At 48.6% G+C, this 26126-nt stretch carries 13 protein-coding genes; 7 read left to right on the forward strand and 6 right to left on the reverse strand.

Annotated elements, in window-relative coordinates:
- Positions 1-155 precede the first annotated feature (155 nt).
- From QZT80_RS24345 to QZT80_RS24355, 3 genes are all read left to right on the forward strand, one after another.
- Positions 156-1079, forward strand: a complete 924-nt coding sequence (locus tag QZT80_RS24345) for a helix-turn-helix transcriptional regulator (protein ID WP_295128622.1) — start codon at positions 156-158, stop codon at positions 1077-1079.
- A 141-nt stretch (positions 1080-1220) separates the two neighbouring features.
- Complete coding sequence (locus QZT80_RS24350) at positions 1221-1769, forward strand: hypothetical protein (protein WP_295128624.1); 549 nt, start codon at positions 1221-1223, stop codon at positions 1767-1769.
- Positions 1757-2308 (forward strand): YceI family protein, encoded by a 552-nt coding sequence (locus QZT80_RS24355; protein ID WP_295128626.1) that lies wholly within the window; start codon positions 1757-1759, stop codon positions 2306-2308. The genes QZT80_RS24350 and QZT80_RS24355 overlap by 13 nt, the downstream gene beginning before the upstream one ends.
- Positions 2309-2488: 180 nt before the next feature.
- Here QZT80_RS24355 and QZT80_RS24360 read toward each other — a convergent pair whose 3' ends face one another.
- The 5 genes from QZT80_RS24360 to QZT80_RS24380 all read right to left on the reverse strand — a co-directional run bounded on the left by QZT80_RS24360 (position 2489) and on the right by QZT80_RS24380 (position 12225).
- Positions 2489-4105 (reverse strand): glycoside hydrolase 43 family protein, encoded by a 1617-nt coding sequence (locus tag QZT80_RS24360; protein WP_295128628.1) that lies wholly within the window; start codon positions 4103-4105, stop codon positions 2489-2491.
- Positions 4106-4187: 82 nt separating this feature from the next.
- Entirely contained in the window at positions 4188-5495 is a 1308-nt protein-coding gene (locus QZT80_RS24365) for a pectate lyase (RefSeq protein ID WP_295128630.1), read from the reverse strand.
- Positions 5496-5512: 17 nt separating this feature from the next.
- The gene (locus tag QZT80_RS24370) at positions 5513-7159 is read right to left on the reverse strand and encodes a DUF4957 domain-containing protein (protein ID WP_295128632.1); all 1647 of its coding nucleotides are present in this window, start codon (positions 7157-7159) and stop codon (positions 5513-5515) included.
- Between the two features lie 19 nt (positions 7160-7178).
- Positions 7179-8990, reverse strand: coding sequence for a RagB/SusD family nutrient uptake outer membrane protein (locus tag QZT80_RS24375; RefSeq protein ID WP_295128634.1), 1812 nt, complete (start codon positions 8988-8990; stop codon positions 7179-7181).
- Positions 8991-9009: 19 nt separating this feature from the next.
- Entirely contained in the window at positions 9010-12225 is a 3216-nt protein-coding gene (locus QZT80_RS24380) for a TonB-dependent receptor (RefSeq protein ID WP_295128636.1), read from the reverse strand.
- A 294-nt stretch (positions 12226-12519) separates the two neighbouring features.
- Between QZT80_RS24380 and QZT80_RS24385 the strand changes: the two genes are divergently transcribed.
- The 3 genes from QZT80_RS24385 to QZT80_RS24395 all read left to right on the forward strand — a co-directional run bounded on the left by QZT80_RS24385 (position 12520) and on the right by QZT80_RS24395 (position 20503).
- On the forward strand, positions 12520-14097 hold the full coding sequence (locus QZT80_RS24385; protein WP_295128638.1) for a Na+/H+ antiporter: 1578 nt from the start codon (positions 12520-12522) through the stop codon (positions 14095-14097).
- A 370-nt stretch (positions 14098-14467) separates the two neighbouring features.
- Complete coding sequence (locus QZT80_RS24390) at positions 14468-19552, forward strand: gliding motility-associated C-terminal domain-containing protein (protein ID WP_295128640.1); 5085 nt, start codon at positions 14468-14470, stop codon at positions 19550-19552.
- A gap of 30 nt (positions 19553-19582) precedes the next feature.
- Positions 19583-20503, forward strand: coding sequence for a type IX secretion system membrane protein PorP/SprF (locus tag QZT80_RS24395; RefSeq protein ID WP_295128642.1), 921 nt, complete (start codon positions 19583-19585; stop codon positions 20501-20503).
- Between the two features lie 101 nt (positions 20504-20604).
- On the opposite strand, the gene QZT80_RS24400 is transcribed toward QZT80_RS24395, so the two are convergent.
- Complete coding sequence (locus tag QZT80_RS24400; protein WP_295128644.1) at positions 20605-21582, reverse strand: pectinesterase family protein; 978 nt, start codon at positions 21580-21582, stop codon at positions 20605-20607.
- Between the two features lie 313 nt (positions 21583-21895).
- Between QZT80_RS24400 and QZT80_RS24405 the strand changes: the two genes are divergently transcribed.
- Positions 21896-25948, forward strand: a complete 4053-nt coding sequence (locus tag QZT80_RS24405) for a hybrid sensor histidine kinase/response regulator transcription factor (RefSeq protein WP_295128646.1) — start codon at positions 21896-21898, stop codon at positions 25946-25948.
- The last annotated feature ends 178 nt before the right edge of the window (positions 25949-26126 follow it).

Below are 26126 nucleotides of genomic sequence, written 5' to 3' on the forward strand. Positions count from 1 at the left end.
TCTGAATCATTATCAACAACATAGAACAACAACCATGGAATAAAACGATCTGTGCCAATTGCGGCACGTAAATAGACTTATTATATACGTCCGGAAATTTTTTAACTGTATATCGAGTCCCCGGACGAACATGCCTAAACCCAAACCTTGTGACCATGACGCGATTAACTACACAACCTGGAAAAAACGCAGCGGCCTTAAGGACCATTGCGCCAATGCAACAACTGGAAGGAGAAAACAATCTCCCCTTCGAGATCCATAGCCTGGAATGGATGCAGAAGCACCGATGGCAACATCAGGACACGCCCAGGCGAAACAACTTTTTCATGATCGTGTGGATCAAAAAAGGAAGTGGTGTACACCTGATAGACCTTGCCCGTTACGAGCTTACAGATAACACCGTGTATTGCCTTACCCCGGGCCAGATCCACCTGTTAAAAGCTAACGAAGGAGCAGAAGGGTTCGTGCTATCGTTCACCAACGAATTCCTGAGCCTGCATGAGAACAACTTTGACCTGCTGTTTAAAACAGGCCTGTTCTACACCTTTTCCCATACCCCGGCTATACGCCTTGGCCAGGAACTGGAAATGGAATTGGAGGAATTACTGGAAAAGATGCAGCGCGAGTTCGACAACTACTACCTGCTGCGCGGCGAAATTTTACGTGGACTGGTAAAGATTTTCCTTATTTATCTGAGCCGTGAATCGGAAATAACGACCACGGGGCAGGCGCATACCCGCAACCAGGAACTAACGAAGAAATTCCTGAACCTGCTGGAGCAACACTACACCACACGTAAAATGGTAACCGATTACGCACAGGCGCTGGCTGTTACGCCTAACTATTTAAACGAAATCATTAAGAAAGTATCCGGCTACCCCGCCAGTTACCACATTCAGCAGCGCATTATACTGGAAGCAAAACGACAGGCGGCTTATGTAGAAACGAGTATGAAAGAAATAGCGTACCAGCTTGGCTTTAACGACATCACCCATTTCTCCCGTTTCTTCAAGAACGTGTCGGGCGTAAGTTTCTCTGACTTCAAAAAGAAATCGTCGATGCAGGTGGCAATGGACTAAAATACGGCGTTGCTAAAGCTCCTTATATTTTCTTCAAGATAAAAAGTGCAACAGAAGCGCTGATTCGTCAATTGACACTAAACGTACCACGCCGTAGCTTTGCAGTGTTCTCCGACTTATTCATTTTTAAACCCTGGCATTATGGCAAATGTTCACGTATACCCCGGCAATCGCCTGATGGTGCGGCGGTCGCCTACATTTATTAAGGCAATTTTATTATCGGGCATAGCAGCCAGTTTGTTACAACTTACCGGCATGTTTCTGATCTCCTGGCTGGCAAGAGGTCGATCGCCCGCAGACGTACTCCAGTTTATTGCATCAGGCATTAACGGCGAACATGCTTACAGTGACGGTATTACCAGCGTGCTGGCCGGACTGTTCCTGCATTGCATGTTTGCATTGGTAGTGGCAACCGTGTACCTGCTGGCGTATAGCTGGACGCCGTTCGTGCGCAATCACCCTTTTAAATCAGGCATGTTATACGGCGTAATTGTATGGCTGTTCATGAATGGCGCGGTAATACCACTCAGTCATGTGCCATTGCAACAGCCCGATCCTTTAATGGCCAGCCTTTCACTGGCAGTAGATGTATTTTTCGCAGGATTGCCCGTGGCACTGGTTACACAGTATTGCTTTTACGCACATAAACGGCATGTTCCCGACATTACAGAGCTGATATGGCATACCTAGCCGCCACTTCCACTTTATACATCCATATGAATGATGTTTACGCCCAACACAACTGGACAATCGATCCTGTACATTCGAGCATCCGCTTTGGGGTAAAGTACCTCGAACTGACGGTAATTACAGGCTGGTTCTCCGAATTTGAAGGCACTTTAAACGGCGGCTTCCAGGGGGGCAGTTTATGGGTGAACATCTATACACATTCCATCTTTACAGGTAACGCCATCCGCGATGCCCACTTACGTTCTACCGAGTTCTTTGAGAGCGACCGTTTTCCTTCCATTGTTTATCAATCTACCCAGCTTACATTAAAAGATAACCAGGTACACACAACAGGTAGTTTGACTATAAAAGACACCACACAAAATTTTAAAACTGAAAGTTTGATAACGGGGATAAGAGCAGATGAGAGAGGTAATATCAAAGCCGGTGTTGTAACGGTCACCAGGATAAACCGGAACGCGTTTGGAATAGGTAGCGGAGGAATGATAATAGCTGAGGAAGTATACCTGCATTGCGATATACAGCTGCTGCAGGTATGATACCGAGCGATTTTATACAAGTTTATCCAGTGTTTAGACCTTGCGGGTACTGCGGATAAGTTGCAATTTTACAGACGTTACAATAAGATATAAAACTACTTAATACAAAGTGTTACATAAGAGCGACAGTTGTAGGTTTAATTACATGGCCGGACTAATCATAGCCCGGCCATCAATTTTTTATTCTACCCTGAACCAGTCGATATCGGCCCAGCCTGTGTCGTTCGTTTTAAGTGTTCCCGTTGCGAACAGACCTACCTTAGCACCTACCCAGCGGCCCGGTTTGGCCGTGAGTACTCCATCCACATCCGTAAACTGCTGTCCGTTGTAGCTATAACTGAACTTACATTTCGCGCCGGGACTTACTGTTACACGCAGCCATATGTTTTCACCAGCAGCTTTGCTAAGCGAGGCCAGTTTTTCTTTTGCGCCTTTTTCGGATTGCAGGCAGGTAGCATGTTCGAGATACACCGCATTGTCGTTCATCACGAGCGACAGGTAAGCATAGTCCATTCCGAATATGATCAGTCCTGCCCTGTCGCCATTCTGCCTGGGTTTAAAGCGCAGTTTAGTAGTAGCGGTAAAAGATTCTGCCGGAAATTTCTGTAACAATAAGTTCGGTACCTCCCAATAATTCCGGCTGCTATCGGGCATACGCACTGCAAAAAGCCGCAGTTCACCTTTACTGATATTAGCATGCGACCAGTAAGCCGCAGGATTAGCCTGCCATTGCCATTGAAGCCCTGGCTGCATGGCGTTAAATTCGTCAGATTCCGGCGGTGTGGCAACAGGTTGCACCGGGCCGGCGTTAGGTTTTTTATAGGTTGATACAGGTTCTCCTTTGCCATCGTTATCTGCATCGGCACCAATCACCGGCCAGTCGTTTACCCACTTCATGGGTTGCAGATGCACCACACGGCCGTACGCATCCTTATCCTGGAAATGCAGGAACCAGTCTTCCCCTGATTTAGTATTTACCCATGCGCCCTGGTGCGGTCCATTAACAGCAGTTTTACCCTGGTCCATGACCACTCTGCGTTCGTAGGGACCGTAAATATTTTTCGAGCGCAAGGCCAGTTGCCAGCCCGTAGAAACACCTCCGGCAGGCGCGAATATGTAATAAAAACCATTACGCTTATATAACTTCGGACCTTCCAGTGTAGGATCAGCATCGTGGCCGTCGAATACGAGCGTGCCGGCATCCAGTACTTTTGTGCCTTCTGCATTCATACGTTTAAGTACGATGATGCTCTTGATACCAGCGCGGCTGCCTGCATAGGCATGTGCCAGGTAAGCCTTACCATCGTCGTCCCAAAACGGGCAGGGATCTATGAGGCCTTTACCCCCTTCCACCAATACCGGCGCCGACCATGGGCCGTTAATACTGGCCGTCTTGATCATATAAATACCAAAATCCGGATCGGGATAATAGATATAAAATTCATTTTTATGAAAGCGGATGGCCGGAGCCCATACCCCATTGCCATGTTGCACTTTAGAAAAGTGATCAAAAGGTGGCTGGCGAAGTAAAGCGTGGCCTGCGAGCGACCAGTTTACAAGATCTTTACTTTGTAAGATGGGTAAACCCGGGCTGGCGTTGAAACTCGAAGCGATCATATAAAAAGTATCGCCTACGCGTATCGCGTCCGGGTCGGAGTAATCAGCATCGAGAACCGGGTTTTTATAAGTACCATCGCCGTTATCGGCCACCCATACCTTTGAGATACTATGCTTTTGCTGGGCTATCATTATGGCAGGCATTAGCAGTGCGCAGCCCAATATTAATCCTTTCATCATACCGTCATTTCAAAAACGTGAGCAGGGAAAATACGAATTCCCGTTTCATGAGCAGATGCTTAAATTGTTAAGCGCCGCATATTTATCTCACCAGCCAGTTTAAATATACTTCCAGGTTGGTATAACCTTTATCCAGGTTATACATTGCGGCGTCCGACGGGTCTTGGGGGTTAAGGCCTCTTGTCTTTTCCCATTCGTCAGGCATTCCATCTTTGTCCGAGTCTTCCGGTGCAGGTTTAGTAGCCAGTTCCGGCCAACCTCCAACATCGAGTTGCGAATCGATGATACCATTACGACCTTTATCTGCCTGTCCGCTGCGGACGTTATCAATAATGCGTTTATCGGCAGCATCGCGGTACAGGCAGGCGCCTGCACATTCCAGTACACGTTCGTAAGCTTTGGCGGCCGATTCTACAGGAATGGCCAGCACGGCAAAAGGCTTCTCCGCCCTCACAGAATCCTTATGCTCACAATGTACGCCATTCCAGTTGTTGCGGCTTACTTTAGCATCGTCGTGCAAAGTATTCCCATCAACCCAAAACGAACCGTAAGGTGAAGATGGATTGACAATGCGGGAACGCACCTTTTCATTCGTAGCCGGCCCCGGCCTGTAATAGTTGTTCACCATGTTGTAACGCCCCTTCTCTCCCCCGTAACTATTATTAATGCCCCAGTTAAACACCACATTGTTGCGGAAGTCGACCAGTTCGTTTTCAGGATTTACGGTGGTGGAAGATCCGGAGAACCTTGGCATACGGCTTTTATTGGAGGCCAGCAGGTTATGATGAAAACTCGCGCCCTCGCCACCCCAGATGCCGCCGTACCCATGCTCACCCTTAAAATGTACAGACTTGTTCAGGCTTTCGGCAATGATGCACCATTGCATGGTGAAGTTACTGTTACGATAAAAAGACGCACATTCGTCAGTACCCCAGCTCATGGAGCAATGGTCGATAATAATGTTCCTGCAATTACGTCCTCCGATTACATCGCCTTCCTTTTTAGCTTCATCGCCCATCCGAAAACGCAGGTAACGGATGATTACATTATCGGCTTCAATTTCCACCGGGTAATTGCGGATACAAATACCATCGCCGGGGGCGGATTGACCGGCGATCGTTACGTCGCCGTTCTTTACGAACAGGCCCGACTCCAGGCTGATAGTACCCGATACGGCAAACACAATGGTGCGCGGACCTTTCTGTTGTAAGGCTTCGCGTAAGCTGCCAGGGCCGCGATCGGCCAGGTTGTTTACGATGCAAACCTTTCCCCCACGCCCGCCACTGGTAAACTTTCCAAAACCTTCGGCACCAGGGAAGGCGGGCTGCTGCGCCTGTAATGCAGCCGGTAAACAACACGCCATAACAGCCAGTATCTTCTTAAATTCCATTTATCCTGTTTTCTGTTTTAATAAGTCCAGCGTGGATCACCTACAACACCGCCGGTTTTGCCGGCTGTGCGCAGTTCCGATGCCGCGGGCAGTGTAAAGTTTGTAGTGGTGGCCGTCCAGCCGAGATCGATTGCTTTGTTGGCGGTAGCCGTAATATAGGCGTAAGCAGGCATGTTGACCGGTGCGCCCGCTCCTGTTGTTACGTTAAATACGTTGTTGTAGGAATAAGTGATGGCCGTATTGGCGCCCGTTGCCCTGATCAGGCTGCTGCCGATGGTACTGCCAGCTTTGGGCAGGTTGTACAATATACTGTTGGTAAACACGAAATCCAGCGGATTCGAATTAGCGTCCAGCAGCACGTAGTTACGACCGTCAGAGCCGAAATTGTTGAACGTACAGTTATCTACGATCACTGTTGGTTTGGCATTACCTGTAAGCGCAGTGCTCCAACTGATAAATGCGCGGCCAATGTTGTAAAAAGTAGAATTGGTGAGTTCAAGCTTCACGAAATCCATTTTATCCATCGTGAAATATGTGTATGAACCGCCGTTGTCGCCCGCCACACAGTTATTCATTTTAATCAGGTTGATTTTATGTGCAAGATTCCCTGCCCTGTTGCCGCGGAAAATACAGTTCACCGTATTACGAATGAGACAGTTCTCCATTTCGATGCTCGTGAACACAGCGGGATCGGCATCGGCATTTAAACCGGTAAGGTTGATGAAATAAGCGCCTGCGCCCGCCTGTCCGTCAAACTCAATACCGTTCAGTTTTATGCCTGCGCCATCGCCTTTGAGCGTCACTTCCTTAAAGTTCACCTTTGTATCCAACGGATCGCCGGATATGGATTGCAGGGTGACTGTTTTTTGTCTGATTACCAGGTTGGCGTATGCTCCACCGGCATCTTTAATATCGTAAGTACCAGGCTCCAGGCCGATGAAAGCATTGTTGGAGCAGGTGTCCAGTACGGTGATGAGATTATCTGCCGGTTTTACAATGACCGTAAAGTTGGGCAGTGTAAGAGTTTTGAAAGAGAGATAACCTTTACTTTTTGTGCCGGCAAATATATCCGCGTTATAAGTCATGTTTGCAGCGAGGCCTTTTATGACCTTCGCGCCATCCGCTGCTTCTGCGGTACTAACCGTAGCTTCTATAGCGGCGCCTGTAGCAGGCGTTAATACGATTTTGGTGATGCCCGGAGTTACTGTCCAGCGGAGCGTTGTGGATATTGCTTTGAGTTCCGTAGCACGTACCGGCAAAAATATCTGTTCCCCTTTGATCTGGAATGCAGGACTACGCAGCCATTTGGAATCGAGTGTGGTATCTGCACCCTTCGCCCTTACCCGCGCAAAATAATCAGTACGTACATCCAGTTGCGTATCATTCAGCAAAACGCCTGCGGTATCTGTTTGCAGTGTAAAAGCAGTGGTGGCAAACGTCGAATCTTTTGACACCGCAACATCGTACTTAACAGCTTTGCCGCTTGAATACAAAGGTGGCTCCCACATCAGGGCAACGAACGTTATGCCGCTGGTACTCACGATTTCCCCTTTAGGAATAAACATGCGCATGGGGGCCAGCTTCTCTTCTTCCGGACTGCAGGAAACGAGGCAGCAGACAGCGCAAACCAATAGCATCAGGCGGTACATGGATAATATCTTCATCTCTATATAGTTTGTGGGATTAATAACCATAATCCTGTTTGAGATTGTAATTGGTGTTAATGATCGTATTGTGCAGCGGGTACAATTCTTTCCTGTTCTCTTCAAACTGTATTACATAACCGTTAAGGGCACCCGTAAGGAAATCCTGTGTAACGGCCGAACGCCAGTCGCGGCGGGCGTAACCTGTGGGCGTAGTGGCCGCACCTGGTTCAAAGAATACTTTAGAGGCAGCACCACCGTACAGGTCGAGCGTATTGATATCGGCAGGAACGGCTGTATTTAAATAATCAGCGGCCTTGGTATATATATACTGTGGTACGTTGGCATAACGGCCGGTGCCGTTCATGAACTCAGTGAGTTTCGCCCTGGTTTCGGTGATCTTGGCTGCCAGCATGTTCCAACGGAGCAGGTCATATTTGCGAATGCCTTCGCCGCCGAACTCCAGCAAACGTTCCTGTACTACGGCCTTAAAAAAACCTTCTTTATCACCGGGAATAGTACCCATGCGACTTTCATTGCCTTTATATGCCCTCGCCCTTACTTCCGTTAGTGCGGCAATGGCTGCTGCGGAAGGCGCGCCGTTAATTTCATTATCAGCCTCTGCGAACATCAGCATCACATCCGCAAAACGCAGGATAGGCCAGTTAATCGCCAGGTTCTGGGAGGTGCCGGTGATAGTTGTCCAGGAGCGGCGGAACTTACCGTCGCAAATATCCGTAGCCTTACGCATGATCTTTTTAGAATCCTTATCGATCTCGTAATAAGCCAGTGTTACATCTCTTCTTACATCAGCGATAGAATCGAATTCGTAGAAGTAGGTGGGCAGGGCGATGATACCACCGCCACCGGGGCCGAACTTAGAGTTACCGTCCAGTTTTAAACCGTTGTAGTAACCCAGTTTACTGTCGGTGCTGGCATTACCGCCGTAAGCACCTACTTCGAACATCAGTTCGTGGGCATTATCGAGGCGGGTGGCACTGTGCAGCGTGCGGAATATATTCTCGTAGTTATCGTTGAGGCTGTGCTGATCGCGGCGCGCCAACAAATCTTTACACTCATCGTATGCAATCTGGTAATAAGTTTTGTAGTCGGCGCGGCGTTCCATCTTACGGCTTTCGCGGCGAAGCGAGTAACCGCCACGGGCCAGCGCTATCCTCGCGCGAAGGCCTTTTACCGCACCTTTTGTAAGGCGCAGGTTTTGGTCAGGACTTTCGGTACGCCAAGGCACCAGCTCTTCGGCCAGTTTAAGGTCGGCGATAATATGGTCGTAAATAGAATCGCGGTCCATTTTAGGAAGATACAGATTGGATATATCGGCTGCCGGTTCGAACGATGCCGGCAAATCGCCCCAGTTGCGTATCAGTTCATAATAAAACTGTGCCCTTAACGTCAGCGCCTCGCCATGCAGTTTGCGCAACGTCGCCTTATCGGCTGCCGTACCATTGTTATATTTGTCGGATGCCGGAATGTATTTGATACACACATTCGCCCGTTCAATCCCTTTATACAACTGGTTAAAAGGATTGAGCAACTCTGAGTTGGAGGAACAGGCGCCGTACACACTAATGCCGCGACGATCGTCACAGTTATAACTTCCTGAAGTTTTAAAATCGTCGGCCGACTGTGGATACAGGCAGCTCACCCTGTTACCATAAGCGTTATCGCCGATAAGCATAGCGTAAACGCCCACAACGGCGGAGTTTGAATAAGAAACGCTGTTAAATACCGCTACCTGCGACTGGGAGGAAGGATCCTCTACCTGGAGGTAATCTTTACAGCCCTGTACAAACAAGGTGCTTAAAACTATTGCTGATAAAACTATCTTTTTCATTTGAATGCGCATTTAAGGGTTAGAAGCTTACGTTTACACCACCGAGAATGAAGCGGCTACGCGGATAAGCCGAGTAGTCGACCGCCGGCGTAAGCGGGTTACCACGGCGGGTGCTCGCTTCAGGATCGTAACCTGTGTACTTGGTGAACGTATATAGGTTGTTCACGGTAGCGTACACCCGTAAACGCGATATTACTTTGGTCCTTTTCAGCATGGCCTCTGGTAAACTGTAACCCAATGTTACATTGCTGATGCGGAGGAACGAGCCATCTTCGATGGCGAAGGAATGCAGCATATAGTTACCCATCGAAGGCGTCCAGTATTTTGTATTCACGTTCATCGCCTTCAGTTGTTCAGGATCGTATACGCGGGTGCCGTTTTCATCGAACAGCTTGTAACGGTCGTTCATCAGCGACAGCATGTTATTATCTTTATAGAGATATGCGGTGGTGAACTCCATTTTATTAGCGTTGTACACCTTGTTTCCATACGACCAGTTCATAAAAATACTGAGGTCAATGCCTTTATAGGAAAACTGCTGGTTAAGGCCGCCAGTAAACTTCGGTTGAGCATTACCAATCACCGTCCTGTCTTCCTCTCCTATTTTAGTATCTGCTTTGGTCGACAGCTTTTTCAACTTCAGATCGCCAGGCTGCGGCTCGCGGGAGCCCAGGGCAGCGGAGTTAGAATTGGGAACACCCGCTTTCAATGTATAACTATTATTAGCAGGATTGAAATCAAAATCATCCGGCGTATACCAGCCATCGTACACATAGCCATAGAACTGGCCGATCGGTTTACCTACTTCTACCAGGAAGTCGAACAGGCTGTTTTCCCAACCGGAACGTACCAGGTAAGATTTTACGGGCTTGCCCTCCGGATCGGTACCCAGGCTTACGATCTTATTGCGGTTGGCAGAAATATTAAACGCTGCGTTCCAGGAGAAGTTCTTTTTATTGATGATCACACCGTTCAGTTGCAACTCCACACCTTTGTTCTCTGTTTTGCCCACGTTCTGTATCTGCGAAGTATAACCGCTGGTAGGCGGCACGTTTGCGTCCAGCAGCAGGTCTTTGGTATTATTATGATAGAAATCCAATGCACCGCTAACACGACCAGCAAACAACGTAAAATCCAGGCCAATGTTCCTGGCTATCGTGGTTTCCCATTTCAGGTTAGGATTAGCCAGACTGAGTGGCGCGATACCAGGGGTGATAGATTCGTCGAACGCATAACTGCTCGTACTTGTATTAAACATCGTTTTAAACAAATCGTTGCCAATGCGGTTGTTGCCCGAAGTACCCATACTCACACGCAGCTTCAGATCAGAAAGCGCCCTGATATCTTTCATAAATTCCTCCTGCGAAATACGCCAGGCAAGGGCTGCGGATGGGAATGCCGCGAAACCATTATCGTACAGGAACTTCGAAGAACCGTCGTACCGCAGCGTGAAATTCGCCAGGTATTTGTCGTTGTACACGTAATTAGCGCGGCCGAAGAAGGAAAGCTGGCGGGTAATAGACTCTCCTGTGGTCGGTGCGTCCTGGATCATTCCTGTGGGCGGAGTGGCTTTCTGCATACCGGCAAAAGCTTCTTTAGCAGTAATATCTACGGGCAGCCATTTAACCGTGAGGTTCATGGCATTGGTATTGGTTTGGTAAATCTCCTGCCCGATCATCACGTCCGCTTTATGTTGCTTGGGTAATGGAAGGCTGTAAGTAAGTGTATTAGAGTTGGTGAGCGAAATACTTTCGCCGCGACGGATGCTCGCTACCGGCATATTGGCATTTTGCCGGGCTACACTGGTAATGGCACCATTAAAGGTGTTCTCGCGGGTATTCGTAATGGTAGTTCCCAACACACTGTGGAAGTTCAGGCCTTTGATGATCTGGTAGTCCAGCCAGCCATTAAGGATAATATCTTTACGATACGCGTAACGCAGTTCATTTTTCGCCAGCAGTACAGGGCTGGTAAGATTAGTGAGCAATGCGTACTCAGAATCAAATTCATCCACCACACTTTCTTCACCCGGTGCTATGAACGGTTTAAAGCGCACAGCGTTACGCAGCCTGTTCGTTCCTTGTGAGCCGGTATTGGAAGTACCTACGCCATCGATGCGCTGGTTGGCGTAACGGGTGTTCACACCTACTTTCAACTTATCATTTATTTTATGATCGAATTTGAAAGACAATAAAGTCCTTTTAAAGCCCGACTCGATCATGATACCGTCTTCGTTCGTATTGTTAAGGGTAAGATTAAATGTAGTGGCTTTAGTACCGCCCGTTACGTTTACTACATGCGTTTGCGTAGCAGCGTTGCGTCCAAACACTTCTTCCTGCCAGTCAGTGAAAGGCATGTTTTTATAGATGTCCAGATCTTCCCAGCGGCCATAGTTCCTTTCGAATGCAATACGATCGTCGGCCGAGCGGTTGTACAACTGGTGTTGGTACATCACAAAATCGTACGGTTTCATTACGTCGAGTTTGTTCACGATCTTTCTTGCACCTGCATATCCATCATACGATACGCGGGTTTTCATATCGCGGCCGCTTTTGGTCGTAATTACAAATACGCCGTTGGCGCCCCTTGCACCATAAATAGCGGTGGAGGCGGCGTCTTTAAGCACATCAATAGAGGCAATTTCCTGGGGAGAAAGAAACGACAGTGCATTTTCCACTTGTATACCATCCACGATATAAAGCGGTGAGTTATCCTGCGTAATGGAACCGCCGCCGCGCACACGAATCGTGATATCGGCGCCGGGGCGACCTTCGGTAGTTTGCACCTGTACGCCTGCAAGCCGGCCAGTAATAGCTTCTGCGGCAGAACTCAGCGGCATATCTTTCAGCGCTTCGGGGCCCAGCGACGATACAGAGCCCGTGAGGTCTTTTCGCCTTACCGACTGGTAACCGATTACCACCACATCGTTCAGCGACGACATTTCTGGTTCGAGGGAGATATTCACTGGCGACTTTCCATCGGTCACCTGTGTTTTCTTTTTATACCCCATGATAGAGAAATTCAACTCTATCTGTCCGCTGCCGGGAACATTCAGGGCGAAACTACCATCGGGACTAGTATGGGCCCCGATATTAGTATGGGCAACCGACACGGTAACGCCGATCAGCGCTTCACCTTTGTCGTCGGTTACTTTCCCCTTTACCTGCCGCGTTTGCGACCAGGCACAGAGAGTGGGAAACAGGAAAATTAAAAGGAGTGTAAATACCTTTTTCATACGTGGCTATTTTAGTGAAGGCTAGGGCCTGCGGGAATTTAGTTCTTAAGCATAAAACAGATCACATTCTACATCGCTATATCCAGGTCATCTGTTTAAGTTAACGTGTCACTATTCTGGTTGATGAATAAATCCGTATCAGTGTTTAACAAGTATAAACAGATTTTTGTACAAAACGGAGGAAGGGCGTTTGATTATTTACGCAATCGTTCCCGGTAAAAACCTTTATTTTGCAGTATTCCGGACCATATCAAACGCCTTTCCCGGACTGACTAAAATCTATATTTTCGTTTTATGCTGCATGAGCATCTTTTGTTGATTATCTCTCTTTTGTTCGTGGTTTCGTTGCTGGTCATGCTTGGCCAGAAACTTCGGGTATCTTATCCAATTTTCCTGGTATTGTCCGGGTTGCTGATCGGGCTTATTCCCGGCACGCCGCATATAGACATTGAGCCGGATATTATTTTCCTGGTAATTTTGCCGCCGCTGCTGTACGAAGCGGCCTGGTACACTTCCTGGAAGCAGTTCTGGAAGTTCAGGCGGGCAATTGGGCTGCTGGCTTTGGGACTGGTGATATTCACTTCTACCATCGTGGCCTTTGTTTCTCATGCACTGATACCCGGGTTTACGCTGGCGCTCGGCTTTTTACTGGGAGGGATCATTTCTCCCCCCGACGCCGTGGCGGCTACATCTGTATTAAAAGGTCTGAACATTCCGAAACGGGTAACCACCATATTAGAAGGTGAGAGCCTGGTAAACGACGCTTCATCGCTCATCGTGTTCCGTTTTGCACTGGCGGCGGTAGCGTCCGGACAATTCGTGTTAGTCAAAGCTATCGGCGATTTCTACCTGGTGGCGGGTATGGGCATTGTGGTGGGATTGGTAATAGGCCAGATCTTTTACCTGTTGCACCGTTATCTGCCTACTACTCCACAGATAGATACCGGTCTTTCACTGATGACGCCCTACCTGATGTACCTGACGGCGGAAGAGTTCCATTTTTCCGGTGTGCTGGCCGTGGTAAGCGGGGGCCTGTTCCTCTCCTACCGTTCGCACAACTTCTTCAGTTACCGGTCGCGCATACAAACTACCAACGTATGGTCTACCCTCGTTTTCCTCTTAAATGGCTTTGTATTTATATTGATAGGTTTACAGTTACCGGCCATTGTAGAGGGATTGGAGGACTATTCAATGAAGCAGGCCATATTTTACGGGATCGTCATCAGCCTGCTGGTGGTGGTGATACGTATGGTGTGGGTATACCCGGCTACCTATATTCCCCGGTGGATCAGTAGTAAGGTCAGAGCGAAAGAATCAAAACCCGTTTTTAAATCCGTATTCATCGTAAGCTGGTCGGGCATGCGGGGCGTGGTTTCGCTGGCATCAGCACTGTCTATTCCGTTGATGATCAGCAAAGATGTGGCTTTTCCGCAGCGCAACATTATCCTGTTCATCACCTTTGTGGTGATTCTGTTTACCCTGGTGTTACAGGGACTAACGCTTCCGCTGATCATCAAATGGCTGAATATAGAAACAGGCGAGGCGGCCTTGAAAGAGAGTCAGCAGGAGGCGGCGGTAAATGTACATCTTACGCAGGCCGCCATGGAATTTCTGCAGAGTAAGTACGCGTCAGAGCTGGAGCATTCCCCAGCTTTGCAACAACTGATGAAACGGTACACGGCCATTCTTGAAAATGCTACCGAGCAGGTAGATAAAAGTGTGGCCAGGCATTACAGGAAAGTGTTGGTAGAGTTGATAGACGTAAGGCGTAATGAGCTAAACCGGTTAAGAGCAGAACATGATTATGACGATGAGATCATTCGTAAACATGAAGCCAACCTCGATTTGGAAGAAGCCAGGCTAAGAAAATAAGACATTTTACAGAGGCTGCCCCAGGGTAGCCTCTGTTGTTTACCCCCGAAATCGATACGTTCACGAAGAATATTCAACAAAAAACCTTCTAATATTAAAAAATACAGATATTCAACTATCTTAGCGCCCGATTACATGGGACGTGTTTTTAATGCAGTGAATTCCCCCTTCCCCTGTAGGAAATTTTTATCCTGATGTGCCCCGGAATAGCCCGTAAGCAATTTTAACCACCTCTTAGTAAAAACCCTATACCAACACTACCTGTCTGCCAGGACTGGCTTTTTTCGCCTGTACGCTGGGAGCGGGACGTTATGACCATTGACACAATACTAACTGTTATACGATGAAGGAATTTTACGTTTCCACTCTTTTGAAAACAAGAACAATCTTACGCAGCTTCACATTATCCGTTATTGGCCTGTTGCTGGTGCAGGCAGCTTCGGCGCAATCGTCTGTCAGCAATATGAACGGCGATGCCGGCACCTACCATGAAGAAGACCCGGCATCGGCGATTGACGTAGGGGGCAACGCGACGTTCACTACCTCCGATATCGGTCTATGGAATGCAGGATATTATCAGCCTAGCATGCTGGAGGTATATATTTCCGCCAACAGTTCAACCAGTGACATCATCAATATTACCGACGCGGGCGGTATTACCACTACCTCCGGATACGTGTATTATAACGGCGTAGAAATTGCAATGTTTTTGGATGGCGGCCCCAGTGGCGGTAATAATATGAGGCTTTCATTTGCCTCAGGCGTTACTGCGGCAGCCATCTCGGCGTTGCTGCACAACTTTACTTTTGAGAACACCAGCAACCAGCCTTCTGTTCTTACCAGGACGATAACGTTCCGGTTCCGAAATAAGAATAATGCGGTTTTTGATGTAACGACTACGATGGCGGTAACTGCGTTTAACGACCCTCCAACTATTTCGGCTACCACAACGCTTTCAGGTATAGCCAATTCGCCTGTAACATTAACCAGTGTAACAGCCTCCGATCCTGAAGAAGGAAGTTCAAATGTAACCATCAGCTTTGGAGTAAGCGATGGAACTTTTTCCGCACTGAACGGAACCGGTGTTACCGTAACTGGCAGCGGCTCAGCAAGCCTTATGCTTACTGGCAGTTACGGTGCATTGCGCACCTACCTGGGCGGCAACCCCGTAACTTTTACCTCCACCACTAACGGCGTTAAAACTATTACAGTTACTACAAATGATGGTGGACATACCGGTTCGGGCGGCAACAAAACGGCATCAACAACAATAAATGTAACCGTTTCCCCAGCAGTACCAAAAGTGTTACAGGTAACATCCAATGCGATCAACGGAACGTACAGCATAGGACAAAATATAGATGTGCGGGTAGAATTCGATGCAGCGATAATACTTGCCGACGGACTTCCTACATTATTATTAGAAACCGGCACTACCGATCGTTTAGCCACCTACACCGGCAACGTTGGGAATACACTCGTATTCAACTATATTATACAGGAAGGCGATGTATCGGCCGACCTCGAATATCAGTCTACAGCGGCATTGACTTTACCAGCCGGCGCTACCCTAAAGTCACCCGGTGGCACAGATGCGGAGCTTACATTGCCTGCATTGGGAGGCACCTCCAGTATTTCAGGACAAAAGGCCCTGGTGATAGATGGTATCAGGCCCACCGTAACGAGCGTAACAGTGCCGGCAAACGGCATATACGTTGGCGCACAAGTGCTGGAATTTACGGTTAATTTCAGCGAGGCCGTGAATGTTACGGCACCAGCGGGGATTGACCTCCAGATTGGCAGCACGTCCAAAACAGCCGCTTACTTTTCAGGAACAGGCACCAGCTCAGTCGTATACCGCTACACAGTAACTGCCGGAGATTTAGACACAGACGGTATAGGCATTATCGTGACCCCGTCCGGCAATACTATTAAAGACATGGCCGACAACGACCTGGGTGGTACGCTAAACAACATTGGCAGCACTACCGGCGTACGTGTGGATGCAGTTGCTCCATCTGTAAACAGTGTTACGCTACCGGCCAACAAAACATATATCACGAACGAGCAGCTTAACTTCACCGTTAACTTCAGCGAACCGGTAAATGTAACCGGCACGCCTGCCATCGCACTCACTATCGGCAGCACAAACGTTAACGCCAGTTACGTTTCTGGTAGCGGCACCAACGCGCTGCTATTCCGTTACACGGTAACAGCAGGTGAATTGGATAACAACGGCATTACTGTAGGCGCACTTACCGGCACCATCGCCGATGCAGCTACTAACGCAGCCAACCTTTCTCTAGGTACCCTTAACACTTCGGGTATACTGGTGGATGCGGTAGCGCCTGTAGTAAACAGCGTTGCTGTACCGGCCAACGATACTTATATCACCAGCGAAACACTCTCATTCACAGTTAACTTCAGTGAAGCCGTAAATATAACCGGCACGCCTTCCCTCGGCATTACCATTGGCAGCACAAACGTAAGTGCAACATATTTTTCCGGCAACGGCACCAGCGCTCTTATCTTCAACTATACTGTACTGGCCAACCAGGAAGATGGCAATGGTATTACAGTGGGCGCCCTTACCGGCACTATTAAAGATGTACCAGGCAACGATGCCGTACTCACGCTCAATAATACAGGCAGCACCTCCGGCGTATATGTTGATGCAATAACGCCTGTGGTTACCAGCGTAGCCGTACCGGCCAACGCGACTTACCTGCAGGGACAAACACTGACCTTCACGGTTAATTTCTCTGAGAATGTTGCCGTAACAGGCACACCACAACTGGCACTTACGATAGGCAGCACCAATGTGAACGCTACCTACGCTTCCGGTACAGGCACCAGCGCTCTTGTATTCAACTATACAGTGGCTGCAGGCAACCTCGACCTCGATGGTATTGCCATCAACAGCCTGTCGGGCACTATCGCTGATGTTCCGGGTAATCCCGCCGATCTCACGCTGAATAACGTAGCATCCGCTGCCAACGTATGGGTAGATGCGGTGCTACCGGTTATTACGAATGTAAGCGTACCAGCTAACGGTACTTATGTGGCAGGCGACCAACTCGACTTCACGGTTACCTTCAGCGAAGCGGTAAACCTCACCGGCGCATCTAACCTCACGGTTATTATCGGCAGCAACACGGTAAACGCTACGTACGTTTCCGGCTCAAGCTCAAATAACCTGCTGTACCGTTACACGGTAGTTGCTGGTGATGAAGACACTGATGGCATCGCACTGGGTACATTATCCGGCGATATTAAAGACAATGCAACCAACAATGCGCAGCTGCTGTTGATGAATGTTGGCAATACCAGCCTGGTATTAGTAGATGCAATAGTTCCGGTAGTTACTGCCGTAAATGTACCGGCCAATAAAGCATATGTTGCCGGCGAAGTGCTTCAATTCAGCGTAACCTTCAGTGAAAATGTAAATGTAACTGCTACTCCCACCCTGCAGGTACAGATCGGCAGCACGAACGTGAACGCGGGTTATGTTTCTGGCACTGGCAGCAATAGCCTCGTATTCACTTATACCGTGCTTGTGGGTCAGGAGGATACAGACGGCATTACGGTAAACACCCTGACTGGTGATGTTGAAGATCTGACTGGTAACGACGCAGTGCTTACACTCAATAATATCGGTAGTACTACCCAGGTATTGGTAGATGCAGTTGCCCCGGTGGTAACCAGCGTTGCTGTACCAGCGGACAAACGTTACAAAGCAGGCGAATTCCTCGACTTCACGGTAGCATTCAGCGAACCCCTGGTGAAAACTGGTGTGGGCGAACCTTCCCTGGGCTTCACGGCCGGTGCGGCCAATAAGATAGCGGATTATACAGGTACCGGCGCCGGTAACAGCTATACCTTCCGTTACACGGTAGTAGCGGGCGATCTTGACACCGACGGTATTGCACTCGCCACTACCCTTCAGCTCAATACCAGTATACTGAAAGATGCGGCAAGTAATAACCTGGTAACCACACTGACCGGCGTTCCTTCTACCAGCGCCGTGCTGGTGGACGCTGTAGCTCCGGTAATCGCAGCCGGTCAAACATTCAACATTAACGAAAACAGTGCGGTTGGTACAGCAGTAGGTACCGCAACCGGTTCCGATGCCTTCCCGCTGCAGGCATGGACTATTACAGCAGGTAATACCAACAATGCTTTCGCCATCAATGCCGCTACCGGTGCTATTACAGTAAACAATGCCACGGCACTTGACTACGAAACTATCACTTCTTATACACTTACCTTAACGGTGAGCGATGGACTGAACACCAGCGCGCCTGTTACGGTTACAATCAATATTAATAATCTTCCTGAACCGCCTACCAGCATCTCCTTAAGTGCGAACAGCATCTTCGAGAATAATGCAGTAAACGCGATCGTGGGTGCATTCAGCGCTACTTCCACTGAACCTGGCGCAACGTTCACTTACACGCTTGTTGCAGGTACAGGCAGCGCAGACAACAGCGCATTCGCCATCACAGGCACTAACCTTACGGCAGCACAGTCATTCAATTACGAAGCAAAATCGATCTATAACATCCGTGTTCGCGCTACTACACAGGCAGGCGAATTCCTCGACAGAGAATTCGTAGTAAATATTGGCGATGTAAATGAAACGCCTACCCTCGGTGCCATCTCCAACGTCGCCCTTTGTGCCACCGCCAGCGAGCAGATCATCGCGCTGAACGGTGTAACACCCGGTCCTGAAACCAGCCAGACGCTGAGCTTCACCGTTACTTCAGACAATCCGGCCCTGTTCTCGCAGCTCACGGCTGATATGAACGGCGTACACGTGCGTTTTGTAAATGGGGCAACCGGCACTGCTATTGTCACTTTAACTGTCAAAGATAACGGTGGTATTGCCAACGGCGGGGTAGACCAGGTAAGCAATACCTTTGTATTGAGCGTGACTTCTATCACTCCTCCTACGATCACCAGCAGCGAGGGACTCAATATCTCCAAAGGCATCAATACCGTACTGACTGCCAGCGGAGGTGTTACTTACACATGGGATGCTACCAGTCCGGGTATTATTTCCGGTATTAACACGGCGAACCTCACCGTACGCGCCACCCAAAACGCGGTGTATCGCGTAACGGCCTACAACGCAGCAGGATGTCCCGCTTCGGCCGACATCAGCCTTACTGTTAAAGACGATTATAAAGTAGATGCTACCAACTTCATGTCGCCTAACGGTGATGGTGTGAACGATCGTTTCATCATCAAAAACATCGACACTTATCCGCTTAACGAAGTGAAGATCTTCGACCGCACTGGCCGTATGATTTACGCGAAGAAGGGATACATGAACGAGTGGGATGCCCGCATCAGCGGCCGTCCTGTTGAAGAAGGCACTTATTATTACATCCTCGATTTTGGTCCGGGCCTGCCTAAAGTGAAAGGTTTCATCACCGTAGTACGCGACAAATAATTTAAAATGACATTGCTAAAAATATCCGACATGAAACGTTTTTTAATGATAGCTGGTTTTACCTGTATGCTCACTGCCGCCCAAACAGCGGCAGCGCAGGAAGTGGGTAACACAAGCGCCCTGATAGACCCGTTGCCGACTCAATACTTCCAGAATCAATACCTGGGCAATCCGTCCTTCGCGGGTATCGACTCTGGTTTTCACCTGAACGGCGCTTACCGCCGTCAGTGGGAAAATGCGCCGGGTGTACCCGTTACAATGAACTTCACTGGTGATTATTATGTGGGCAAACGTGTAGGTGTGGGCGCCAGCGTGTTTATGGATAAAGCGGGTTTGCTTTCCCGTACCAGGGTAACTTTAACGTATGCCTATCACCTGCCGTTGACGGTAACGGGTAGCCAGTCGCTGCATTTCGGCTTATCGGCCGGCATCCGTAGCGATCGCCTGGATACCAAAAGCCTGAACGGCGAAGTAAACGACCCATCACTGGGTTTGTTTAACCGCCGCGATAACTACTTCGATGGAGACTTTGGCGTAGCGTATACCAATAACCGCTGGAACCTGCAGGCGTCTTTGCCCAACATTGCCGGTTACCTGAAATCGGAGAACAGGGAAATTGCGAACAGCACTACGTTTTATGCAGCCGCCAGCTACAAAATACCTCTGGGCGATGGCAGTGGCAGCGTGGAACCTAAAGTAGCTTTCCGTGGCGTGCGGCACTACGATAACATTTTTGATGTGGGTGCCAACCTGGTGTTCCTGAATAATGCCCTGAATGTATTCGGGTTGTACCATACCACGAAGAATGCTACTGCGGGCGTGGGCTTCAATATTAAATCAACCGTAAACCTGCACCTGATGTACACTTCACAAACCGCTGGTTTAAGAAGCTACCTGGATGATGCGTTTACACTGGGGTTAACAATTAACCTGTTCAGGGATACATACTAGACATTACTGTTCGAGTCAAATATGAGATGGCGGCCCACCTGGGTCGCCATTTCTTTTGTAGGATACGGCCGCGCGACCGCATGATTCATTTAAATTCATCATCAAATTCCACTCACGGCAGTTTTCCACCAGTCGCCGAATATTTTATCCAACGAATAGGCGTCTGTATCCTTTAACTGGTGTGACCATGGCACCCGGGATTTCGTGTTACCGCCGGGGCCGTAGCTGCCATATTCCCCATAAAAGGTTGTTTTTTCCTTATCGGTGCTGCCCCAGTTATGCCAGCCTGCTGGTTTTATAAAAGCCCCCAGTTCGCAGTTGATGAACACTGTTTTGGCGTACGGCCTCCAGGGCCGGCCAAGGTAAAAGGAACTATCGGGCGCATCGCCGGTGATCTTACAATGCAGGAATACGTAACCGTATTTTGTAGAATCGGGTGTGGAAGCTGCGGTAATGTATCCTCCGCGGCGGCAGTAAATGGTGCAACTGTCGAACACGGCGGTGGAAGAGCCGAAAATGAAGTCCACCGCTCCTTCTATATAACATTGCTTATAATACTGACGGCTGCCGTAGCCATAAGTGTACAGCGTATCCTGGAAACCGAGAAAGCGGCAGTTATAAAACCGTGCGCGATCGCCGGCAACAAATACGGCTACTGCCTGTCCAACAGGGCCGGCAGTATTACTGAAAGTTATATTGAATGCGGAAAAGTCTGTACCGAAAATGAAGAAACCCGAACTGCCGCTGGTGCCCATTTCTTCACCGAAGCGGTTCTTCCGTGATGCAAAATCATCATAAGTGATAATTGTGCTATCCACCTGTTCGCCCACAAGCGTGATCATCATTTTTGAATTAGGCAGCACCAGCTTTTCTTTATACACGCCCTTCTTAATGAATATTATGGTTGTTTTTTTCCTGAAATCGGGCACCGCATTTATCGCTTCCTGTATCGTAGAAAAGTCACCACTACCATCTTTCGCTACTGTAAAATCGTACCGGCTTGTCGCGTTCGCGACCATTGAAGAAAGCAGTAGTAAAATGAAAAGCAGGCAATACCGGCAAGGCTGTGAGCGATACATAACGGGAATTTTTATCACACTAAAGTTATTTACTAAGAAAAAAAGTAGCAATTTATTTACGCAATCGTTCCCGGAACTTATATTTTTTGGCTGGCGTGTTAGCATACCCTATTTTTGTATTGTCAAACAGACATTTATTATCATCAGATAATTTCTATAAAAGATATTAAAGAGATTATGACCATCATAATGTCATAACGTGGAATTTTAGCAATAAAGGGTTGAAGTCTTTCAACCCTTTTTCTTTTTTGCCCCCCTTACCGTTTTATTTGTTTGTATTGATTAAATTGGGATATCGATTCCGTGCACGTTCATGAAATACCTGATCTCCATATTATTATTGCTGTTTGGCTGTGGGCAACTGCACGCACAAACCGATCCGTACCAGTTTAGTCACGTAGACATTGGTCAGGGGCTTTCCAACAACCAGGTAAATAATATTTTCCGCGACAGTAAAGGTTTTATGTGGTTCAGTACTATGTCGGGACTTAACCGCTATGATGGTTATGAGTTTAAAGTATTCCGTCATGATGTACGCGATTCGGCCACCATTTCCGACGATATGGTAACCCGCATCAGCGAAGGGCCTGGCGGACTGTTATGGATTACGGCCGGTACCCGTCAGAACCTGTACGATCCGCGGACGGAGAAGTTTACACGTAGTGCCGGTGCGGAACTGAAAAGGCTGAACATCCCTCCTGCTATTATTCCCTTCATTTTAAAAACACGGAACGGCCGATACTGGTTACTGCACCCGAATACAGGCATTTACCGGCACGATCCGAATACCGGTAAAACACTCTCTGTCCGGCATAAAGCCGGTGATGAGAACAGCATTAGTACAGATACGGTGGCTGCTATTACAGAGGATGCAATGGGGCAAATATGGCTGGTACATCATACAGGGGTATTGGAAAAAATAGATGCCAATAGCGGAAAAGTACTGTTCCGAAGCACCTTTGCAGCTGCGGGCACCAATCAGCTGTACGGCATGCTGGCCGACGCGGATGGTGACCTGTGGTTATATTGTAGCAGTGATGCGCGAGGGATCTACTACATCAACCCAAACACCAACAGCCACGCCCATTATAGCCAGCACGATGGCAAAACGAAACTGAACACGAATATTGTTCGCGGCCTGGCGCAGGATAATAAAGGTTTAATATGGATAGGCACTGATCATGGCGGCGTAAACGTGCTGGATAAAAAACAGCAACGCATCACTTACCTGTTATCCAATACCGCCGATCCAAAAAGTCTGAGCCAAAACAGCATTACGGCCATGTACCGCGATAACAGCGGGATTATATGGATAGGAACTTATAAAAAAGGCATCAATTATTACCACGAGAACATTGTTAAATTCCCGCTGTACCAATACCAGTCGTTCAACAACCGCAGCCTGCCTTACGATGATGTAAACAGGTTTGTGGAGGATGCAAAAGGGAATATATGGATAGGTACCAATGGCGGCGGCCTGATTTACTTTGATCGCAGTACCGGCGGCTTTACGCAATACCGTAACAATCCGTCGGACCCAAACAGCATTAGCAGCAACGTAATCGTAAGCCTGCTCATCGATCATCGCCAGCAATTATGGGTGGGTACTTATATGGGCGGGCTCGAACGTTTTGACAACGGGAAGTTTAAGCATTGCCGTAATAATGGCACCGATACAACATCGCTGCCAAACAATAATGTATGGGAACTGTTTGAAGACAGTCGCCGGCAGCTATGGGTAGGCACGCTGGGAGGAGGTCTTTCACTGTACGATCCCGCTGGTGATCAGTTTCAAACCTATCGCCAGCCTGCTATTCATTCCAATTTCATTTATGCGATCATAGAAGATAAGCGGGGCAGGCTGATGGTGGGTACGGATGATGGAATTGCGGTGAGAGATACGGTGACAGGCAATTTTTCCAAACTCACCTTTACCAAAGGCCAGTTGAGCAACAAAAACGTGATCTGCCTTTTTGAAGACAGTCGCGGCTGGGTATGGACAGGTACCCGCGAGGGGCTGAACCTCTATGATCCCGCAACGGGCGGCGTACGCACATTCCGGAAAGAAGACGGGTTGCCCGAAAACACAGTGCTGAATGTATTAGAAGATAATGATCATACCCTTTGGATGAGTACCACCAATGGTTTGTGCAACGTGCGTGTGGACGCTAAAGGCGCATTTAAATTTAAGAACTATGACGAAGCAGACGGCTTGCAAGGCAAAGAGTTTAACGAGAACGCTGCATTAAAGACCCGAAAAGGAGAATTGGTGTTTGGTGGGGCCAATGGCTTTAACCTCTTCTTCCCCCACGCCATCGCTTCCGGCAATTATGCGCCGCCACTGGTATTTACAGGTATCGAGATATTCAATCAAGCCATGACTGCGGGTGACCAATTAAATGGCAGGGTATTGATACAACAGTCGATTACGGAAATGCCCGCCATCACGCTGAAACATAAAGAGAACGTGTTCTCCGTGTCGTTTGCTGCGCTCAACTATTTTCACCCCGAACGTAACCGGTATGCGTATATGCTGGAGGGGTTTAATAAAGACTGGATACCCGCCGGTACTTCGCGAAAGGCGACCTACACCAACCTCGACCCCGGTACGTACACCTTCCGCGTACGCGCAGCCGACAGCGACGGGGAATGGACAGGGCGGGAACAAAGTCTGCGCATAGTAGTACTGCCGCCCTTTTGGCGCAACCCGCTGGCCTTTGGCATTTACATCATCCTTATTTTAAGTGGCCTGCTACTGGCCCGCCGCATTATTCTCGACCGCGAACGCATGCGCTTCCGAATTACCCAGGAACGCCAGGAAGCACAACGCATGCACGAACTGGACGCACTGAAGATCCGCTTCTTTACGAATATCAGCCATGAGTTCCGCACCCCACTGAGCCTGATATTAGCGCCGTTAGAGAAAATCATCAAACAAACAGAGGAAGGTAACGTAAAAGGTCACCTGACGCTCATGCAACGTAATGCCCGGCGACTGTTAAACCTCGTGAACCAACTGCTCGACTTCCGTAAACTGGAAATGCAGGAAATTAAACTGCATGCTACAGAAGGCGATATGGTAGCTTTCGTGCGCGAACTCACCCAGTCCTTCTCCGACCTCTCCGAGAAAAAACATATCCAACTCCATTTCGAAAGTAATGCCGATGAAATCAGGATGGACTACGACAGCGATAAGATTGAAAAGATCATATTCAACCTGCTGTCGAACGCCTTTAAGTTTACGCCCGACAATGGCAGCATTACCGTAAGCGTTCAGCTATTGCCCGACGCCTGCCAGGTAAGCGTAAAAGACACCGGCATAGGCATCCCGCCCGAACAGCAGCAGCGTATTTTCGAACGTTTTTTCCAGCACGAATTACCGGGCAGCCTGTTAAACCAGGGCAGCGGTATTGGATTAAGCATTACCAGCGAGTTCGTAAAACTGCATGGCGGCACTATTTCGGTGGACAGCGCCCCCGAAATGGGCAGTTGTTTCACCGTGCTGTTCCCGCTGCATGCCAGCCAACAGCCACCGGTAAGAGAAGCACAAACAGAAGTAATTGCAAAAGAAGCATCCGCGAAGGTTACAAAACCCAGAACAGGCAAAAAGCCATCGCTGTTGCTGGTGGAAGACAACGAGGACTTCCGCTTTTACCTGAAAGATAACCTGGGCCAATACTTCCATATTACAGAAGCCGCAAATGGCAAGGCTGCCTGGGACCTGCTGCAACAACAGCCGCCCGACCTTATTGTAAGCGACGTAGCCATGCCCGGCATGGACGGACTGGAATTTTGCCGTAAAGTACGTGGCAACCATAAAACCGCGCATATTCCCATCGTGCTGCTTACTGCCAGAACAGCCGATACAGAGCAAATAGAAGCCCTTGAACTTGGCGCCACCGACTACATTACCAAACCGTTCAATTTCGAAATGCTGCTGTCGCGGCTTCGTAATATTATATCCCAGCACGCATCGCTGCGCGAAACCTATCGCAAAAAAATGGAAGTACAGCCTTCTGTACCCGAGGTAACACCGGCCGATGAGCAATTACTCGCCAAAGCCATTGCCATCGTTGAGCAACATATGAGCAATCCCGACTTTTCGGTGGAAGACCTGAGCAAAGCGCTTTTCATGAGCAGGGTAACCGCTTACAAGAAACTGCTGGCGCTCACCGGTAAAACACCCATTGAATTTATAAGGGTGATACGGTTGAAGCGGGCGGCCAGCTTGCTCGAAAAAAGCCAGTTAACCGTGGCCGAAGTGGCATACGAAGTAGGCTTCAACAACCCGAAATACTTTGCCCGCTACTTTAAAAATGAATTCAACCTGCTACCATCGGCCTACGCGGCTAAGTTTAAAGAATAAGTAAAGCTGCTGATAATCAGCAGCTTTATTGCTATCAACTTAACATTTCCATCCCTTCTCCTTATCAAACCCGCCCCCTGCCCTGTTAACCGCTTAACATTTGCACCCGTAATCCACAACATACCCGTACCACAGCCTATAAACCCTGCCGCTACATTTGTAAAATACCTGGCAACAC

This window comes from uncultured Chitinophaga sp., assembly GCF_902168175.1.
Lineage (GTDB): Bacteria > Bacteroidota > Bacteroidia > Chitinophagales > Chitinophagaceae > Chitinophaga.

Excerpts from the sequence above, each read along its gene's own strand:
- QZT80_RS24350 (WP_295128624.1), top strand. The coding sequence starts at position 1,221 with ATGGCAAATGTTCACGTATACCCCGGCAATCGCCTGATGGTGCGGCGG.
- QZT80_RS24360 (WP_295128628.1), bottom strand. The coding sequence starts at position 4,105 with ATGATGAAAGGATTAATATTGGGCTGCGCACTGCTAATGCCTGCCATA.
- QZT80_RS24385 (WP_295128638.1), top strand. The coding sequence starts at position 12,520 with ATGCTGCATGAGCATCTTTTGTTGATTATCTCTCTTTTGTTCGTGGTT.
- QZT80_RS24400 (WP_295128644.1), bottom strand. The coding sequence starts at position 21,582 with ATGTATCGCTCACAGCCTTGCCGGTATTGCCTGCTTTTCATTTTACTA.
- QZT80_RS24395 (WP_295128642.1), top strand. The coding sequence starts at position 19,583 with ATGAAACGTTTTTTAATGATAGCTGGTTTTACCTGTATGCTCACTGCC.
- QZT80_RS24380 (WP_295128636.1), bottom strand. The coding sequence starts at position 12,225 with ATGAAAAAGGTATTTACACTCCTTTTAATTTTCCTGTTTCCCACTCTC.
- QZT80_RS24370 (WP_295128632.1), bottom strand. The coding sequence starts at position 7,159 with ATGAAGATATTATCCATGTACCGCCTGATGCTATTGGTTTGCGCTGTC.
- QZT80_RS24375 (WP_295128634.1), bottom strand. The coding sequence starts at position 8,990 with ATGAAAAAGATAGTTTTATCAGCAATAGTTTTAAGCACCTTGTTTGTA.
- QZT80_RS24365 (WP_295128630.1), bottom strand. The coding sequence starts at position 5,495 with ATGGAATTTAAGAAGATACTGGCTGTTATGGCGTGTTGTTTACCGGCT.
- QZT80_RS24345 (WP_295128622.1), top strand. The coding sequence starts at position 156 with ATGACGCGATTAACTACACAACCTGGAAAAAACGCAGCGGCCTTAAGG.
- QZT80_RS24405 (WP_295128646.1), top strand. The coding sequence starts at position 21,896 with ATGAAATACCTGATCTCCATATTATTATTGCTGTTTGGCTGTGGGCAA.
- QZT80_RS24355 (WP_295128626.1), top strand. The coding sequence starts at position 1,757 with ATGGCATACCTAGCCGCCACTTCCACTTTATACATCCATATGAATGAT.